This window comes from Streptomyces sp. NPDC007189 (assembly GCF_040703635.1).
Taxonomy (GTDB): domain Bacteria; phylum Actinomycetota; class Actinomycetes; order Streptomycetales; family Streptomycetaceae; genus Streptomyces.
Genome location: NZ_JBEYEY010000009.1, coordinates 29,426 through 46,812, shown reverse-complemented (window position 1 = coordinate 46,812; position 17,387 = coordinate 29,426). Strand labels below are relative to the sequence as shown.

The window sequence follows — 17,387 nt, the reverse complement described above, 5'->3', positions numbered from 1 at the left end:
GCCGCGATGGGCCTGCCGGGTGAGGTTCCGGCAATTTCTAAGTAAGTGTCCGGACACGTCCACAACCTCGGGCCTTCGTTTTCCCTCTATGGGGACATGAGCCTCACCGGGACTCCGTTCCTCTACACGACCGTCGTGCTGGCGGTCGTCGCACTGATACTGCCGCTCGTCCTGTGGTCGCGGGTGCGCGGGCCCAAGTCCCTGCGCGCCGCGGCCCGCCTGGCGATGCTGCTGTTCGCCCAGGGCACCGCCGTCACGCTGATCTTCGTCCTGGTCAACAACCAGAACAACCTGTACGACAACTGGGCCGACCTGCTCGGCACCGGCAACCACGTCCAGCAGGCCCAGGACCTGGGCAGCGACGGGACCGGCGGCATAGCGGTGAAACGGTTGCCCAAGGTCAGGCAGGCCTTCACGGCGGCCGAGGGGCCCGGCATGCGCGCGGCCGGCGGAGTGAGGGTCACCCAGCTCAGGGGCCGGGTGTCCGGGGTGAACGCCGAGGTCTACGTGTGGCTGCCGCCGCAGTACGACGAGCCGGCCTACCGCACCAAGAAGTTCCCGGTGGTGGAGCTGCTGCCCGGCTACCCCGGTTCGGCGAAGGCCTGGTTCGGCTCCATGAAGGCCCACGAGCAGCTGCTGCCGCTGATGCGGAGCGGCCAGGTGGCGCCGTTCATCCTGGTCGCCCCGCGCACCAACCTGCTGGCCGGCGTCGACACCGGCTGCGCCAACATCCCCGGTCAGGTCAACGCGGACAGCTGGCTCAGCATCGACGTGCCGAAGATGGTCATGGACAACTTCCGGGCCGAACCGGCGCCGCAGGGCTGGGCCGTGGCCGGGTACTCGGCGGGCGCGCACTGCGCGGTCAAGCTGGCCGTGGCCCACCCGGACCGCTACCGGGCCGCCGTGAGCCTGTCCGGCTACAACGACCCGATCGGCGAGCGCAACTCCCTCGCCGCGCAGAACCCCACCCTGCGCGCCGAGAACAACCCCTACCTGCTGCTGAGGAAGGCCCCGGTACCACCCAGGATCGCGCTGTACATCTCCGGCGAGTCCGGGGACGGCTACCAGGCGGGCGTGGCCCTCGAGGCCATCGCCAAGGCGCCCACGACCGTGCACGTGGTGTTCCTGCCGCACAGCGCGGGCGGCCACAACATGGCGCTGTGGCGGCCCCAGGTCGACACGGTGTTCCGCTGGCTGACCCTCCAGATGGGCCAGAACCGCGCCCGGGGCCAGGACCGGTCTCTTACCGGAACCACGGGTTCTCTTACCGGGTCCGCCGCCGGACCCACCGGGAGGACAGGGACCACGGGGGCGGCAGGGACCACGGGGACTACTCCTCGGTCACCGTCGACCGGCGGTTCCACGCGCGCGGAGCTCGCCAGTGGAACCGCATCGCGAGCAGGCGCAGCGCAAAAGCGGTGACGACGGCCAGCCCGCTGGTGAACGGGGTCAGCACGTCGTAGCGGATGCACAGCACCACCATCGTGGCGCCGACGATCGCTGGGACCGCGTACAGATCGCGGTCCCAGCGCAGCAGCGAGGGCACCTCGTTGGCGAGCACGTCCCGCAGCACACCGCCGCCGACGGCGGTGGCGAGGCCCAGGGTCGCCGACGCGGTCAGGCCGAGGCCGTAGCTGTACGCCTTCGTCGTACCGCTGACGCAGAACAGGCCGAGGCCGGCCGCGTCGAAGACCAGCACCGCCGTCTGGATGCGCTCCACGTGCGGGTGCAGGAAGAAGACGACCAGGGCCGCGAGCAGCGGGGTCAGGAAGTACCCGAGGTCGGTGAAGGCGGCCGGCGGCACGGCTCCGATGATCAGATCGCGGAACAGCCCTCCGCCCAGCGCGGTCACCTCGGCGAGGACGGCGATGCCGAAGACGTCGAAGTTCTTCCGGACGGCCAGCAGCGCGCCGGAGATCGCGAACACGAAGATGCCGATGACATCGAGCGTGTGCTGGACGGAGTGACTGAAGAGGGGCTGGAGCTGCACCCCTACATTCTCACCCGGCGGCGGGTGTGAACCTTACAAAGCCAGGCTCACAGGGCCGGTTTCCCTGTGGTGAACAGCCACGTATGGAAGAGGTCGTCCAGTTGCTGCCCGCTGACGCGCTCGGCGAGGCGGACGAAGCCGGCGGTGTCCGCGTTGCCGTACCGGTGGAGATTCGTCCAGGCGGGCAGCAGCGTGAAGAAGGCCTTGTCGCCGATGCGCTCGCGGAGCATCTGGAGCGTCATCGCGCCGCGCTGGTAGACGGCGGAGGCGAACATCGTGTCGCGCTGCGGGTCGGCGACCTTGGTCTGCCAGAAGGACGAATCGGCCGGCAGGGCGTTGTACGCCGCGAGGAAGGAGTCGTGGGCGGAGCGGGTGCCCCGGTGCTCGGCCCACAGCCACTGGGCGTAGGTGGCGAAGCCCTCGTTGAGCCAGATGTCCTTCCACTGCGCCACGCTCACCGAGTCGCCGAACCACTGGTGGGCCAGCTCGTGCACGATGGTCGTCTCGTTGCGCACGGCCGAGTAGGCGGGCTTGCTCTGCACCTCCAGCGAGAACCCCGCCTCCGGCATGTCGTCCACGATCGCGCCGGTCTCCTCGAACGGGTACGGCCCGAAGACCTTCGACCAGTAGTCGGTGGCCGCGGCGGTGACGGCGTACACGTCGACGCCGTTGCTGTTCTTCAGCACCGGGTCGATGGCGACGTAGACGGGGATGCCGCCAGGAGTGCGGCCGGTGCGCACGTCGAACTTCCCGATGGTGGCGGTGGCGAGGTAGGTCGCCATCGGCCGCGACTCGCGCCAGTGGGTGTACGTCGAGCCGCCCTTGCCGTACGTCGACAGCAGCCGGCCGTTGGAGACGGCGGTCAGGCCCTTCGGCGCCCTGATCCGGATGTCGTAGGTGGCCTTGTCGGAGGGGTGGTCGCTGGACGGGAACCAGGTGGAGGCGGCGTTGGGCTCGCATGCGACGAAGACGCCGTCGGGGGTCTTCATCCAGCCGTACTTGGAGCCGAACACGATGGGTCCGCTGAGGGGCTGGGGTACGCCGCCGTAGGTGACGGTGACCCTGAACTCGCGCCCCTTGCGCAGGCTTTGGCGCGGGGTGACGGTGACCTCGTCGCCGTCGCGGGTGAACTGTGCGCGTCTGCCGTTCACGTCGACCCGGGTGATCCGCAGCTGCTGGAGGTCGAGGTCGAAGGAGGAGAGGTTCCGGGTGGCGTGCGCGGTGAGGGTCGTACGGCCGTCGAGGCGGCCGGTGTCCGGGGCGTAGGCGACGTCGAGGTCGTAGTGCAAGGCGTCGAAGCCGCCGTTGCCGAGGTAGGGGAAGTAGGGGTCGCCGATGCCGGGGGCGCCCGGAGTGGGGGCGGGTGAGGCTCCGATGACGAGGAGGGAGGCCGCCGCGGTCGCGAGGGCCCCCAGACGTGCCGAACGGGAGAGTGCCATGCGTCGTCCCTTTCGAGCGTGTGCCGATCAGTGGTCGGACACGGACGACTGTGCACTCTCCCGCTCAGCCATGTACATGACTTTGCCGAGCTGTCATGTGCTACTTGTCGGTTGACTCCTGGGAGTCGGCGTCGGATTCGGACTCGGGCTGGGAGTCGGAAGCCTCGGCGGCCGCCTCCTCGGAGGGGGTCTCCTCAGCGGCCGGCTCCTCGGCGCGCTCCTCGGCCAGTTCCGCCGCCACCGCCGCCGACGTCTCCGCCGACTCCGCGAGGACCTCCTCGGAGACCAGCTCGGCCGCCTCCCTGGCAGCGGAGAGCAGAACCGTGTCCTGCGGGGCCTGGTCCTCGAAGTTCTCCGGGTGGTGGCACGCGACCCGCTGGCCGGGCCGCAGCTCCTTGAGCGCCGGCTCGGTGGTCCGGCAGATCTCCGTCGCCTTCCAGCACCGGGTGTGGAAGCGGCAGCCGCTCGGCGGGGCGATCGGCGAGGGCACGTCGCCCTTGAGCAGGATGCGCTCGCTCTTGGTGTTCTTCCGCTTCGGGTCCGGGATCGGCACCGCCGACATCAGCGCCTTGGTGTACGGGTGCATCGGCGCCTTGTACAGCGAGTCCCGGTCGGCGAGTTCCACGACCTTGCCGAGGTACATCACCGCGATCCGGTCCGAGACGTGCCGGACGACCGAGAGGTCGTGCGCGATGATCACGTAGGTCAGGCCCAGCTCCTCCTGGAGGTCGTCCAGCAGGTTCACGACCTGCGCCTGGATCGACACGTCCAGCGCGGAGACCGGCTCGTCCGCGACGACCAGCTTCGGCTTCAGGGCCAGCGCGCGGGCGATGCCGATGCGCTGGCGCTGACCGCCGGAGAACTCGTGCGGATAGCGGTTGTAGTGCTCGGGGTTGAGACCGACCACCGACAGCAGCCGCTGCACTTCCTTCTTGATGCCGCCCTCGGGCTCGACGCCCTGGAGCTTGAAGGGCGCGCCGACGATCGTGCCGATGGTGTGGCGCGGGTTCAGCGACGAGTACGGGTCCTGGAAGATCATCTGCACGTCGCGGCGCATGGGGCGCATGCCGCCGACGCCGAGGTGCGTGATGTCCTTGCCCTGGAACTCCACGGTGCCGGCGGTCGGTTCGAGCAGCCGGGTGATCAGCCGGCCCATGGTCGACTTGCCGCAGCCGGACTCGCCCACGACGCCCAGGGTCTCGCCCTTGCGCACCTCGAAGTCGATGCCGTCGACGGCGCGCACCGCCCCGACCTGCCGCTGCAGCAGGCCCTTGCGGATCGGGAAGTGCTTCTGGAGCCCGGTCACCTTCAGCAGGATCTCGCCGTCGGAGACGGCCTCTTCCTCGGTCACGTCGGCACCGTCACTCTGCGCGGGGATGCTCACTTTTTCGTCGCTCACAGCTTCGGCGCAATCTCTTCGGTCCAGATACGCTCCCGCTGCTCCTGCGTCATGTGGCAGGCCGCCCAGTGCCCGTTGCCGACCTCGGTCAGCTCGGGGCGGACCGTGCGGGTGACGTTGTCCTTCGGGATGTCCGCGTACGGGCAGCGCGGGTTGAAGGCGCAGCCGGACGGGACGTTGATGAGGGAGGGCGGGGAGCCCTTGATCGGGATGAGCCGCTCGGTCTCCTCCCGGTCCAGCCGCGGCATCGAGCCCAGCAGCCCCCAGGTGTAGGGGTGGCGGGGCGCCTCGAACACCTCGTCGGCCGGACCGCGTTCCACGCACCGGCCGCCGTACATGACCAGCAGGTCGTCGGCCATCTCGGCCACCACGCCGAGGTCGTGCGTGATCATGATGACGGCGGAGCCGAACTCCTTCTGCAGGTCCCGGATCAGGTCCAGGATCTGCGCCTGCACGGTGACGTCCAGGGCGGTGGTCGGCTCGTCGGCGATGAGCAGCTCGGGGTTGTTCACCAGCGCCATCGCGATCATCGCGCGCTGGCGCATACCGCCGGAGAACTCGTGCGGGTAGCTGTCGACGCGCTTGGCCGGCTCCGGGATGCCCACGCGGTCCAGCATCTCGATCGCCCGCTGCCTGGCGACCTTCTTGCTGACCTTGTGGTGGACCCGGTAGGCCTCGATGATCTGCGCCCCGACCGTGTAGTAGGGGTGCATCGCGGACAGCGGGTCCTGGAAGATCATCGCCATCTTGCGGCCGCGCATCCGCCGGACCTCGTCCGGGTCGGCGGCGATCAGTTCCTGGCCGTCCAGCCACACCTCGCCGGAGACGCGGGCGTTGGCGGCGCGGTGCAGGCCCATCACACCGAGCGAGGTGACGGACTTGCCCGAACCGGACTCGCCGACGATGCCCAGGGTCTTGCCCCGTTTGACGTCGAAGCTGACGCCGTCCACCGACTTGACCAGGCCGTCGTCGGTGTTGAAGTGGATGCGCAGATCGCGAACGGAGAGGAACGCGTCGTCGGCGTCGGAGGGGGCGGTGGTGGCCGGTTCGCCGACCGCCGCCTTGTCGAGCTTGCTCACGAGTACCTCACGCGGGGGTCGATGGCTGCGTACACCAGGTCGACGAGGAGATTGCAGAGGACGATGAAGAACGCGGCGACCAGGGTCACGCCCATCACGATGGGCAGGTCGTTGTCCTTGATCGCCTGGATGGAGTACGCCCCGACACCCTGCAGGGAGAAGACGGTCTCGGTGAGGACCGCGGTGCCGATGAGGGTGCCGAAGTCCATGCCGAAGATGGTCACGATCGGGGTGAGCGTGGAGCGCAGCCCGTGCTTGGTGACGACCACCGACTCCTTCAGGCCCTTGGCGCGTGCCGTGCGGATGTAGTCCTCGCTCATCGTCTCGAGCATGCCCGCCCGGGTGAGCCGGGCGTAGGTGGCGGAGAAGAGGAACGCGAGGCTGATCCAGGGCAGCAGCAGGTGCCAGGCCCAGTCGGCCGGGTTCTGGGTGAAGGGCACGTAGTCGGTGCTGTCCCAGACGGGCCACTGGTAGACGAAGAGCGCGTTGATCACCTGGCCGGTGAAGAAGATCGGCAGCGAGACGCCGGCGAGCGCGATGAACATCGAGATGCGGTCCACCGGCTTGCCCTTGCGCAGCGCCGAGATGACACCGGTCGTCACACCGAAGATCAGCCAGATCACGGCCGCGCCGACGGCGAGCGAGAAGGAGACCGGGATGCGCTGCTGGAGCTGGGGCCACACTTCGATGTGACTCTTGAACGAGTACCCGAAGCAGGGGGCGCTGCAGTGCGTGGCGTCGGGGCCGAACTTGTAGTCGGCGCCCACGAACAGGCCCTTGATGTAGTCCCAGTACTGGAGGTAGATGGGCTGGTCGAGACCCAGGTTGTGCTTGATCGCGGCGATGGACGCGGGGTTGGCGTCCTTGCCGACGTACTGGGTGGCCAGCTGGTCGGCTGTCTGGCCGCCCAGGCGAGGGACCAGGAAGAAGATGGCGAAGGTGACTGCGCTGACCACCAGCAGCAGTACCAATGCGCCGAAGACGCGTCGGATGATGTACGCAGCCACAGCTGTGCGGCTCCGGGTGGCCGGGGCGGGATCTGTCCGCCCCGGCCACCCGGTGCCTTCACCTGCCTTTCAGGGTATTCGGCCTGCTGTTACTTCGAGGAGCTCATCAGCAGGTAGTCGTACATGCCGAGGTACGCCTGCGTGACCGTGACGTTGGTCGCGGACGTGGGCCTGATCAGCAGGTTCTTGCGGTAGACGAGCGGGACGATCGAGGCGTTGTCCTGCACCATCTTGTCGATGTCGCCCCACGCCTTGGTGCGCGCGGCGGCATCGGTGTTGGAGATGGCGGCCTTGAGCGCCGCGTTGATCTTCGGGTCGTTCAGCTCGCTGAGGTTGTTGCCGCCCGAGGGCTTGATCGCGCTGCCGTCGATGATCTGGTCCAGGAAGCCGTAGCCCGTGGGCCAGTCGGCGCCCCACGCGGTCATCATCATGCCGAGCTTGTGCTGGTGGACGTAGCTCGGGACACCGGCGAAGTTGGAGAAGTACTTGCCGGCGGGGAACTGCTTGATGTCGACCTTGATGCCGACGGACTTCAGCGAGTTCTGGATGGCCGTGGCGGCCGCGACCTCGGCGGGACGGTCCGAACGGGCCGTCAGCGTGGTGGAGAAGCCGTTCGGCTTGCCGCACTGCTTCAGCTCGGCCTTCGCCTTGGCGACGTCACCCTTGTGACCGGCGGTCGGGTACTGGTCGAACTTGGTGTAGCCGTTGACCGACGGCGGCAGCAGCGTGGTGGCCACGTCGCCCTTCGGCGCACCGCCCATGGCGTCGAGCGCGGACTGCTTGTCGACCGCCCACTGCACGGCCTTGCGGCAGTGCACGTTGTCGAACGGCGCGACGTGCTGGTTCAGCGCCATGTACGAGGTGGCGCCCGCGTAGGAGTTGTCCGTCTGCTTGGCGTACTTGCCGCTCAGGATCTTCGGCTGGGTCTGCGGCTGCACACCCGCGCCGGCGATGTCGGCCGTGATCTTGTCGGCGAGCAGGTCGTTGTCGATCGAGACCGGGTTGACCTTGAACTTGACGACGATCTTGTCCGGCAGCGCCTTGCGGATCGGGTCCGTCTTCGGGTCCCAGTTCGGGTTGCGGACGAGGGTGGCGCTGGCGCCCTCCTCGTACGACGAGAACTTGTAGGGACCGGAGGACACGATGTGCTGGACGTACTTGGCGCCGTCGTCCTTCGCCTGCGGCACGGGGGCCGTCTGGGAGAAGGTCGCCAGGTAGTCGAAGTCGGCGAACGGCTGGTTCAGGTGGAAGACGATCGTGCGGTCGTCCGGGGTGCCGATGGAGTCCAGGCCCTTCTTGTCCTTGTACGGGCCCTTGTACTTGTCACCGCCCTGCAGGTACGACTTGAAGTACGTCGGGCCGTTGGACAGGGCCTCGGGCGCGAAGTTGGAGCGCTCGATCGCGTACTTGACGTCCTTGGACGTGATCGGGGTGCCGTCGTCGAACTTCAGGCCCGGACGCAGGTGGTACGTCCAGGTCTTGGCGTCCTTGCTGGGCGTGCCCAGGGACTCCGCGAGGTCCGGGACGACCGTGAGGCCGTCCTTGCCGGCGGCCGGCTTGAACGTGACGAGCGTCCGCGCGTACAGGCGCGAGAAGTTCTGCACGAAGCCGTAGTAGGTGTTGCCCGGGTCCAGGGAGTCCGGCACGTCGGAGTCCTCCAGCGTGACCGTTCCCCCCTTCTTGCTCGAGGCGTTCACGATGGAGCTCAGCGCCGCGTCCTTGCTGCCGCTGCCGCCACTGCTGCTCTTGCCGCCCCCGCCGCCACAGGCGGCCGCGCCCAGGGAGAGCGCCGTGACCGACGCCACGGCGGCGATAACCCTTCTGGTCTTCACGTTGAGGAAAGCCCCCTCTATCGATGGATCACTTGCTGCGAGGGTCGAGCGCGTCACGCAGCCCGTCACCCAGCAGGTTGAAGGCCAGGACGGTGATGAAGATCGCCAGTCCGGGCACGAACATGTACTGCGGATCTGCGGTGTACAGATCCACGGCGTTGCTGAGCATGCCGCCCCAGGAGGCCTGCGGCGGAGCGATACCGACTCCGAGGAAGCTCAACGCGGCCTCGAAGAGGATGTTGGTCGGGATGATCAGCGTCGAGTAGACGAGGATCGGCGCGACGAGGTTGGGGAGCAGCTCGCGGAACAGGATGTACGGGCCGCGGGCCCCCAGGCTGGTGGCGGCCTCGACGAACTCCCGCCTGCGCAGGGTCATCGTCTGGGCGCGCACGATGCGGCCGATGTACGGCCAGCTGAAGAAGCCGATCACGAAGATCAGCACACAGATCCGCAGCGGCAGGCCGTTCAGCCCGAAGAAGCCGTCCTGCACCGAGGCGGAGATGGCGATGGCGAACAGCAGCAGCGGGAACGCCAGGAAGGTGTCCATGAGCTTGCTGATGATGCTGTCGACCCAGCCGCCGTAGTAGCCGGCGATGACGCCGAGCACCGTTCCGATGACCACCGAGAGGAGGGTGGCGCCGCCCGCGACCAGGAGGGAGACCCAGGAGCCGTCGATGATGCGGGCCAGCATGTCGCGGCCGTACTGCGGGTCCACGCCCAGCGGGTGGGAGAGGCTCATGCCGCCCCAGCCGCCCTTGGGAGCGAGCAGCGCCGGGTCGATCAGGTCCTGGTGGAACTTGTCCGGGTCGAGCCCGAAGATCCACTCGATCGGCTTGGCGAGCACCGCCATCAGGACGAGCAGGATGACGACGACGCCGCCCGCCACGGCCACCTTGTCCCGCTTGAACCGGGTCCAGGCGATCTGGCTGAGTGAACGCCCTTCGATCTGGCTCTTCTTGGCCCCGGCGAGCACGGACTCGGGAGGCGCTGCAGCCTCTTCCCCGGTGGTCTCGATCGGTGCGGTCACAGTTGACCTGACCCCTCTCGCCGGTGGTGACCGGCCTTTGTCCGCCGCTGTGGGCGGCTTGGTTCTCTTACCTGCGCCGGCCGCACGATGGGTGACGGCCCCGGAGAGCCAGCTGGTCCCGTGACTGGTTCGAGCACAGGATCGATGGCCTCGCGTCTTGAGAGGCGAGTCTTCAACGCGCTCTCGATCACGCGCCAGGTCTGATGGAGAAAGTATGCGTAAACGTGATGCCGCCTAGGGGAATCCGTTATCCGAACAGGGAAGATCGGCTGCCGGACGCGGGCATCGCGGGGCACCTCGCCCGGATCGGGCGGACATACAGGGTAGTTGAGGGCGCCCGACGTCGTTGTGGCCGGCGTCACAGCGGCCGGGTGCTCAGTAGGACCGGGGTCCCGTGTAGCCGTACCCGGGGCCGGCCGCGGGCGCCGGCGCCGCGTGCGCCTCGCGGTCGTAGAACGGGCGGGCGCCCGCCCGCATCCACATCACGACCGGGTCGTAGTCGTCGGTCATCACGACCGTCGACACCGGCAGGCCCTCCGGGACCGCCCCGATGGACTGCTGCATCATCGCGCGCACCGAGTCCACCGCGGCCGGGGAGGTGTCGTACACGTCCAGGCCGATGGCGAGGTACGGCGCGCCGAGCGCCGGCTGCACCCAGGCGCGGCGCAGGGAGCGCAGGGCCGGGGTGCGGTGGGCGTTCTGCGCGAGCAGGGCGTAGAACTGCGGGATCTCGATGCCGGGCTCGCTCAGCCGGAGGGGTCCCGCGGGCTGGCGGTCCAGCCCGGTGGCGATCCGGCGCAGGTCCAGCCAGGGGATGCCGACGCCGCCGCCCGGGGCGTGCGGGTTCAGCCAGAGGCCGTAGTGGTCGGGGTAGAGGGTGCGGGCCACGTCGAGCCCGTCGACGACCTCGTACGACCGGTTCCAGCCGCTGGCCGACAGTTCCTGGGCGGAGGTGACGCACGGGGCGTAGTGGAAGCCGTCGACCTCCATGTTTCCGTACTGGGCGTCCGGGGAGCCGGCGTGGCCGTGCCACAGCAGCATCCAGACCTGGCCGGCGGAGGGGGTGGCGAGGGCGCGGAGCAGGGCCTCGTAGGCGTCGTAGCGGCCGGGGGTGACCTGGCGCAGCGCGTGTTCCACGCTGACGCTGCCGCTGTGGCTCGCGCTCACCTGTCGTGCCCTTCTCTTTTCTGTGCCCCGCGTTTGGGGACAGCTTAAGCGCCCAGGGGGGTGCCGCCTCGGGTGCGTGCGCGGGTGCGGGTTGTGGGTGGCCGGTCGCGCCGTTCCCCGCGCCCCTTCCGGGCGCCTCAGTGGCCGTACTGGTAGAAGGGGCGCACCTTTGACTTCATCCACTCCGCCACCGGGTCGTCCGTGACGTCCAGGAGGACCAGGTTGACCGGCCACTTGACCGGGACTTTGCCGAGGGCTCTGCCGAGGGCCTGGAGGGGGAGGGTGCGCAGGTCGCCCTCCCACTGGGAGAGTTCGACGCCCACGAACATGACCGGCTCGTCGGTCTCGATCGCGGCCAGGCAGCGGCGGGCGGTGCGGACCACGCCGGTCCCGGCGAACTCGGCGGACGCGGCGGAGAGGAAGTCGACCGGGTCGTCCTGCCAGTCGGGCTCGAAGAGCCGGACCCGGCCGCCGGTGTTCTGGCCGTCCAGCGGGGTGCGGCCGGCCCGGCACAGCTCGGCCACCGCCGCGGGCGGCAGCGGGATGCCGACCAGCGCGTCGGGGTTCACGGCGATGCCGATCTGCGGGGGCAGACCGCGGGCGAACTCCACGGCGGGCGCGATGGTGTACGCCATGTGGGAGCCGGCCGCCTGGCGCAGCTGCTCCTCCGAGCTGAACACCGGGACGTAGGCCTGGCCGTCGATGTCCAGCGAGGGCAGGTCCAGCGGGCCGCTGTCCGGGCCGCCGCCGTTGGGCAGCGGGATCCACAGCAGGCTGCGGCCCAGTACCTCGATGATCCGGCCGGCCGCGGCGGGCACGCCGAGGGAGGCCGAGAGCACCTCCTCCAGTTCGTTGCCGGGCCAGCCGCCGTGCGGCTGGGGGTGCGCCTGTGCCGGGAAGTCCGCGGGAATGTCCGCCGGGAAGTCCATCTGCCTACCGCCTGCTGGGAACCACTGCTGTGCCATGAAGGCTAGCGGGTGGCTGTGACAGTCCCTCACCTTCCAACACCCTTTCGCCGGCCTCATGCGGTGAACGCGATCCGGTGCAGGGCGTCCGCGGTGGCCCGGTCCAGCAGGGTCGCCGAACCGCAGCCCGCGGGCAGCTCGCCCGCCTCGACCGCGGCGATCAGCCGGGCGGTCGTACGGCGGTGGCGGCGGAAGGCGTAGGCGGAGACGCCCCGGCCGCGCTCGCGCTGGCCCTCGCGGGCGGTCTCGGGGGTGACGTCGAGCAGCAGCAGGTGGAGGGCGGCGCCACGGCGGCGGGCCTCGCGGGCGAGCCAGCCGCGCACCCAGGGCTGGGTGCCGCAGTCGTGCACGACGATGCCCTCGCCGGTGCGCAGGGCGCGGCGCAGGCCCGTGTAGTGGGCGAGGCGGACCAGGGGGCGGTACAGGGCGTAGGGGACGAGGCGGGGGGTGCGGGCGTCCCAGCGGTCGCGGGTGTCCTGGGAGTCGACGCGGGGGCCGGTGACCGCGCGCCGCATCAGAGTCGACTTGCCGCTGCCGGGCAGGCCGGTGATCACGACCAGGTCGCGGGCGCCGAAGAGCAGGGTGCGCGGGCCGCGGCCGGCGCGGTCGCGCAGGTCGCGGACGACGGGGGCCGGGGCGTGGCGCTGCTTCGGCACAGTGATGCCGGTGGTGACGGTGGCGTACACCAAGGTCCTGTTCACCGTGATCGTCCTCCCCTGTCGGTCCGGTAATCTTCCTGCCCGCAGTGCGTAAAGAGAAGGTAATGGGCGATGTCGTCGGCGAGGTCCGGGGCCTGCCACAGGTCGGTTACAAAAGCCCGCTCGCCGTGCGATGATGTGGCCGCCAACTGCATACCGGCCGCTTGAATCCGCGCGGGAGAGTCCCTGGCAGCACTGACGCCGGGGCGCCGAAGGAGCAAGTCCCTCCCTTGAATCTCTCAGGCCCCGTTACCGCGCGGGCGAGGCACATCTGAAAAGCGGGCCGCTCTACGCCAGTGGCTCCACCCAAGGTGCAAGCCGTGATCGTCCCTGTGGCGGTCCCGGCGAACCTCTCAGGTTCCGATGACAGATGGGGAGGAACGTTCCTCGCCCGTTCTGCCTTGCCCTGGGAGACGACCGACCGATGAGCAGTACTGAACTCCGTCACACCGCGCTCGATGCCGTGCATCGCGCGCTCGGTGCGACGATGACCGACTTCGCCGGCTGGGACATGCCGCTGCGCTACGGCTCCGAGCGCGACGAGCACATCGCCGTGCGGACGAAGGCGGGTCTGTTCGACCTCTCCCACATGGGCGAGATCACCGTCACCGGCGACGGGGCGGCCGCCTTCCTGAACCACGCCCTGGTCGGCAACATCGCCTCCGTCGGCGTGGGCCGCGCCCGCTACACCATGATCTGCCGGGCCGACGGCGGCATCCTGGACGACCTGATCGTCTACCGGCTCGCCGAGACCGAGTACATGGTCGTCGCCAACGCCTCCAATGCCCAGGTGGTGCTGGACGCCCTCACCGAGCGCGCCGCCGGCTTCGACGCCCAGGTCCGCGACGACCGCGACGCCTACGCCCTGATCGCCGTCCAGGGCCCTGAGTCCCCCGGCATCCTGAAGTCCCTCACCGACGCCGACCTCGACGGGCTGAAGTACTACGCCGGCCTGCCCGGCACCGTCGCCGGCGTCCCTGCGCTGATCGCCCGCACCGGGTACACCGGCGAGGACGGCTTCGAGCTGTTCGTGAAGCCCGAGCACGCCGTCGAGCTGTGGCAGGCGCTGACCAAGGCCGGCGAGGGCGTCGGTCTCGTCCCCTGCGGCCTGTCCTGCCGGGACACCCTGCGCCTGGAGGCGGGCATGCCGCTGTACGGGCACGAGCTGACCACCGAACTGACCCCCTTCGACGCCGGGCTCGGCCGGGTGGTGAAGTTCGACAAGGAGGGCGACTTCGTCGGGCGCGAGGCGCTGCGGCAGGCCGCCGAGCGCGCCGCTTCCCAGCCGCCGCGGGTGCTCGTCGGCCTGATCGCCGAGGGCCGTCGCGTCCCGCGCGCCGGGTACGCCGTCGTCGCGGGCGGCGAGGTGATCGGCGAGGTCACCTCCGGCGCCCCGTCCCCCACCCTGGGCAAGCCGATCGCCATGGCGTACGTCGACGCGGAGCACGCGGCGCCGGGCACCGAGGGCGTCGGCGTGGACATCCGGGGCAGCCACGAGCCGTACGAGGTCGTGGCGCTGCCGTTCTACAAGCGCCAGAAGTAGACACTGGGCGCGGCCACTCTGTGACCCCGCGCACGTCACCGCTGCCCACCAGCGGCTTCACCAGTCCCCCCGTCATCAGCACTCCCGCGTGTACAGGAGAATTCAGGCCATGAGCAACCCCCAGCAGCTGCGCTACAGCAAGGAGCACGAGTGGCTGTCGCCCGCCGAGGACGGCGTGTCGACGGTCGGTATCACCGAGTTCGCGGCGAACGCGCTCGGCGACGTCGTCTACGCCCAGCTCCCCGAGGTCGGCTCCACGGTGTCCGCGGGCGAGACCTGCGGCGAGCTGGAGTCCACCAAGTCGGTCTCCGACCTGTACTCGCCGGTCACCGGTGAGATCGTCGAGATCAACGAGGACGTCGTCAACGACCCGTCGCTGGTGAACTCGGCCCCCTTCGAGGGCGGCTGGCTGTTCAAGGTGCGCGTCACGGAGGAGCCGGCCGACCTGCTCTCCGCCGACGAGTACACCGCCCAGAACGCCGGCTGAGGAGTCGTAGCCGTATGACCGTCCTGAACACGTCCCTGCACGAGCTGGACCCGGAGATCGCCGCCGCGGTCGACGCCGAGCTCGGCCGCCAGCAGTCCACGCTGGAGATGATCGCCTCCGAGAACTTCGCGCCGCTCGCGGTGATGGAGGCGCAGGGCTCGGTGCTGACCAACAAGTACGCCGAGGGCTACCCGGGCCGCCGCTACTACGGCGGCTGCGAGCACGTCGACGTCGCCGAGCAGATCGCCATCGACCGGGTCAAGGAGCTGTTCGGCGCCGAGTACGCCAACGTCCAGCCCCACTCCGGCGCCTCCGCCAACCAGGCGGCCCTGTTCGCGCTGGCCCAGCCCGGTGACACCATCCTCGGCCTGGACCTCGCCCACGGCGGCCACCTGACCCACGGCATGCGCCTGAACTTCTCCGGCAAGCAGTTCGACGTGGTCGCCTACCACGTGGACGCCACCACCGGCCTGGTCGACATGGCCGAGGTCGAGCGGCTCGCCAAGGAGCACCGCCCGAAGGTGATCATCGCCGGCTGGTCGGCGTACCCGCGCGAGCTGGACTTCGCCGCCTTCCGCCGGATCGCCGACGAGGCCGGCGCCCACCTGTGGGTCGACATGGCGCACTTCGCCGGCCTGGTCGCGGCCGGTCTGCACGCGAACCCGGTGCCGTACGCCGACGTGGTGACCTCCACCACGCACAAGACGCTCGGCGGCCCGCGCGGCGGCATCATCCTCGCCCGCAGCAAGGACTTCGCGAAGAAGCTGAACTCCTCCGTCTTCCCCGGCTTCCAGGGCGGCCCGCTGGAGCACGTGATCGCGGCCAAGGCGGTCTCCTTCAAGGTCGCCGCCTCGGAGGAGTTCAAGGAGCGCCAGCGTCGTACCGTGGAGGGTGCCCGCATCCTCGCCGAGCGCCTGACGGCGGCGGACGCCCGTGCGGCCGGGGTGAACGTCCTGTCCGGCGGCACGGACGTGCACCTGATCCTCGTCGACCTGCGCGCCTCGGAGCTGGACGGGCAGCAGGCCGAGGACCGCCTCCACGAGGTCGGGATCACGGTCAACCGCAACGCGGTCCCGAACGACCCGCGGCCCCCGATGGTGACGTCGGGCCTGCGGATCGGCACGCCCGCCCTCGCGACCCGCGGCTTCACCGCCGAGGACTTCGCCGAGGTCGCGGACGTGATCGCGGAGGCGCTGAAGGCGCCTTCCCCCTTCGGGGAGGCCGACGCCGAGGCCCTCAAGGCGCGCGTGAAGGCGCTCGCCGACAAGCACCCGCTGTACCCGGGCCTGGCCAAGTAGGCCCGGCCGAGCAAGTCCCCGGTGGGGCGCCCGAGGCCGGACCGGCGAGGGCGCCCCGCCATCCCCCTGTTCTTGAGGAGTGACCGTGGCCATCTCGGTCTTCGACCTGTTCTCGATCGGCATCGGCCCGTCCAGCTCCCACACGGTCGGCCCGATGCGCGCGGCGCGCATGTTCGCCCGCCGGCTGCGCAACGAAGAGCTGCTGCCCTCGGTGGCCTCGCTGCGCTGCGAGCTGTACGGCTCCCTCGGCGCGACCGGCCACGGTCACGGCACCCCGAAGGCGGTCCTGCTCGGCCTGGAGGGCGCGTCGCCGCGCACGGTGGACGTGGTGACCGCGGACGAGCGGGTGGAGAGGATCAAGCAGTCGGGCCGGATCTCGCTCCTGGCCGAGCACGAGATCGCCTTCGACTTCGGCAAGGACCTCGTGCTGCACCGCCGCAAGGCCCTGCCGTACCACGCCAACGGCATGACCCTGTGGGCGTACGACGCCTCGGGTGCGGAACTGCTGACGAAGACCTACTACTCGGTCGGCGGCGGCTTCGTCGTGGACGAGGACGCGGTCGGCGCGGACCGGATCAAGCTGGACGACACAGTCCTGAAGTACCCCTTCCGCACGGGCGACGAGCTGCTGCGCCTGACGAAGGAGACGGGTCTGTCGATCTCCTCCCTGATGCTGGAGAACGAGCGGGCCTGGCGCACCGAGGACGAGATCCGCGCGGGCCTGCTGGAGATCTGGCGGGTGATGCGCGAGTGCGTCCAGCGCGGCATGTCCCGCGAGGGCATCCTGCCCGGCGGCCTGAAGGTGCGCCGCCGCGCGGCGGTCTCCGCCCGCCAGCTGCGCGCCGAGGGAGACCCGCTGGCGCACGCCATGGAGTGGATCACGCTCTACGCGATGGCGGTGAACGAGGAGAACGCGGCCGGCGGCCGCGTGGTGACCGCCCCGACGAACGGCGCGGCCGGCATCATCCCGGCCGTCCTGCACTACTACATCAACTTCGTGCCGGGCGCCGACGAGGACGGCGTGGTCCGCTTCCTGCTGGCCGCGGGCGCGATCGGCATGCTCTTCAAGGAGAACGCCTCCATCTCCGGCGCCGAGGTCGGCTGCCAGGGCGAGGTCGGCTCCGCCTGCTCCATGGCCGCGGGCGCGCTGGCCGAGGTCCTCGGCGGCTCCCCCGAGCAGGTGGAGAACGCCGCGGAGATCGGCATGGAGCACAACCTCGGCCTGACCTGCGACCCGGTCGGCGGCCTGGTGCAGATCCCCTGCATCGAGCGCAACGGCATGGCCGCGGTGAAGGCGGTCACCGCGGCGAAGATGGCCATGCGCGGTGACGGCTCCCACAAGGTGTCCCTGGACAAGGTCATCAAGACCATGAAGGACACCGGTGCGGACATGTCCGTGAAGTACAAGGAGACGGCGCGCGGCGGGCTGGCGGTCAACATCATCGAGTGCTGACCC

General features: G+C 69.8%; 15 protein-coding genes and 1 riboswitch. Of the genes, 5 read left to right on the top strand and 10 right to left on the bottom strand.

The window, feature by feature from the left end:
- The first annotated feature begins 96 nt into the window (after window positions 1-96).
- A complete protein-coding gene (locus tag AB0950_RS19705; protein WP_366779079.1) occupies window positions 97-1,422 on the top strand; it encodes an alpha/beta hydrolase-fold protein in 1,326 nt (441 codons plus the stop codon).
- On the opposite strand, the gene AB0950_RS19700 is transcribed toward AB0950_RS19705, so the two are convergent.
- The 10 genes from AB0950_RS19700 to AB0950_RS19655 form a co-directional block, all read right to left on the bottom strand.
- Window positions 1,331-1,990, bottom strand: coding sequence for a trimeric intracellular cation channel family protein (locus tag AB0950_RS19700; protein WP_360152215.1), 660 nt, complete (start codon window positions 1,988-1,990; stop codon window positions 1,331-1,333). The genes AB0950_RS19705 and AB0950_RS19700 overlap by 92 nt on opposite strands.
- 47 nt (window positions 1,991-2,037) lie before the next feature.
- Window positions 2,038-3,429, bottom strand: a complete 1,392-nt coding sequence (locus tag AB0950_RS19695; RefSeq protein ID WP_366779078.1) for a M1 family metallopeptidase — start codon at window positions 3,427-3,429, stop codon at window positions 2,038-2,040.
- 100 nt (window positions 3,430-3,529) lie between these two features.
- On the bottom strand, window positions 3,530-4,813 hold the full coding sequence (locus AB0950_RS19690; RefSeq protein ID WP_366779170.1) for a dipeptide ABC transporter ATP-binding protein: 1,284 nt from the start codon (window positions 4,811-4,813) through the stop codon (window positions 3,530-3,532).
- 11 nt (window positions 4,814-4,824) lie between these two features.
- On the bottom strand, window positions 4,825-5,907 hold the full coding sequence (locus tag AB0950_RS19685; protein ID WP_360152206.1) for an ABC transporter ATP-binding protein: 1,083 nt from the start codon (window positions 5,905-5,907) through the stop codon (window positions 4,825-4,827).
- Window positions 5,904-6,914 (bottom strand): ABC transporter permease, encoded by a 1,011-nt coding sequence (locus tag AB0950_RS19680; RefSeq protein ID WP_360152203.1) that lies wholly within the window; start codon window positions 6,912-6,914, stop codon window positions 5,904-5,906. The genes AB0950_RS19685 and AB0950_RS19680 overlap by 4 nt, the downstream gene beginning before the upstream one ends.
- Before the next feature lie 89 nt (window positions 6,915-7,003).
- Window positions 7,004-8,746: an ABC transporter substrate-binding protein gene (locus tag AB0950_RS19675; protein WP_360152200.1), complete on the bottom strand. Its 1,743-nt coding sequence runs from the start codon at window positions 8,744-8,746 to the stop codon at window positions 7,004-7,006.
- A gap of 28 nt (window positions 8,747-8,774) precedes the next feature.
- Complete coding sequence (locus AB0950_RS19670; RefSeq protein ID WP_360152197.1) at window positions 8,775-9,773, bottom strand: ABC transporter permease; 999 nt, start codon at window positions 9,771-9,773, stop codon at window positions 8,775-8,777.
- Between the two features lie 375 nt (window positions 9,774-10,148).
- Window positions 10,149-10,940, bottom strand: coding sequence for an enhanced serine sensitivity protein SseB C-terminal domain-containing protein (locus tag AB0950_RS19665; protein WP_360152194.1), 792 nt, complete (start codon window positions 10,938-10,940; stop codon window positions 10,149-10,151).
- A 137-nt stretch (window positions 10,941-11,077) separates the two neighbouring features.
- Window positions 11,078-11,869 (bottom strand): enhanced serine sensitivity protein SseB, encoded by a 792-nt coding sequence (locus tag AB0950_RS19660; protein ID WP_360152191.1) that lies wholly within the window; start codon window positions 11,867-11,869, stop codon window positions 11,078-11,080.
- 92 nt (window positions 11,870-11,961) lie between these two features.
- The gene (locus tag AB0950_RS19655) at window positions 11,962-12,612 is read right to left on the bottom strand and encodes an AAA family ATPase (protein WP_366779169.1); all 651 of its coding nucleotides are present in this window, start codon (window positions 12,610-12,612) and stop codon (window positions 11,962-11,964) included.
- Window positions 12,613-12,768: 156 nt separating this feature from the next.
- Window positions 12,769-12,868: riboswitch (glycine riboswitch) on the top strand.
- A 159-nt stretch (window positions 12,869-13,027) separates the two neighbouring features.
- On the opposite strand from AB0950_RS19655, the gene gcvT reads away from it, so the two are divergent.
- The 4 genes from gcvT (at window position 13,028) to AB0950_RS19635 (ending at window position 17,384) form a co-directional block, all read left to right on the top strand.
- Window positions 13,028-14,146, top strand: coding sequence for a glycine cleavage system aminomethyltransferase GcvT (gene gcvT, locus AB0950_RS19650; protein ID WP_360152188.1), 1,119 nt, complete (start codon window positions 13,028-13,030; stop codon window positions 14,144-14,146).
- Window positions 14,147-14,255: 109 nt separating this feature from the next.
- Window positions 14,256-14,633, top strand: coding sequence for a glycine cleavage system protein GcvH (gcvH, locus tag AB0950_RS19645; RefSeq protein ID WP_360152185.1), 378 nt, complete (start codon window positions 14,256-14,258; stop codon window positions 14,631-14,633).
- Between the two features lie 14 nt (window positions 14,634-14,647).
- A complete protein-coding gene (gene glyA, locus AB0950_RS19640) occupies window positions 14,648-15,931 on the top strand; it encodes a serine hydroxymethyltransferase (RefSeq protein ID WP_360152182.1) in 1,284 nt (427 codons plus the stop codon).
- Between the two features lie 85 nt (window positions 15,932-16,016).
- A complete protein-coding gene (locus AB0950_RS19635; RefSeq protein ID WP_366779077.1) occupies window positions 16,017-17,384 on the top strand; it encodes an L-serine ammonia-lyase in 1,368 nt (455 codons plus the stop codon).
- Window positions 17,385-17,387: the final 3 nt, after the last annotated feature.

Coding starts and splice junctions, on each gene's coding strand:
- AB0950_RS19705 (WP_366779079.1), top strand. CDS start 97: ATGAGCCTCACCGGGACTCCGTTCCTCTACACGACCGTCGTGCTGGCG.
- AB0950_RS19695 (WP_366779078.1), bottom strand. CDS start 3,429: ATGGCACTCTCCCGTTCGGCACGTCTGGGGGCCCTCGCGACCGCGGCG.
- AB0950_RS19660 (WP_360152191.1), bottom strand. CDS start 11,869: ATGGACTTCCCGGCGGACATTCCCGCGGACTTCCCGGCACAGGCGCAC.
- gcvT (WP_360152188.1), top strand. CDS start 13,028: ATGAGCAGTACTGAACTCCGTCACACCGCGCTCGATGCCGTGCATCGC.
- gcvH (WP_360152185.1), top strand. CDS start 14,256: ATGAGCAACCCCCAGCAGCTGCGCTACAGCAAGGAGCACGAGTGGCTG.
- glyA (WP_360152182.1), top strand. CDS start 14,648: ATGACCGTCCTGAACACGTCCCTGCACGAGCTGGACCCGGAGATCGCC.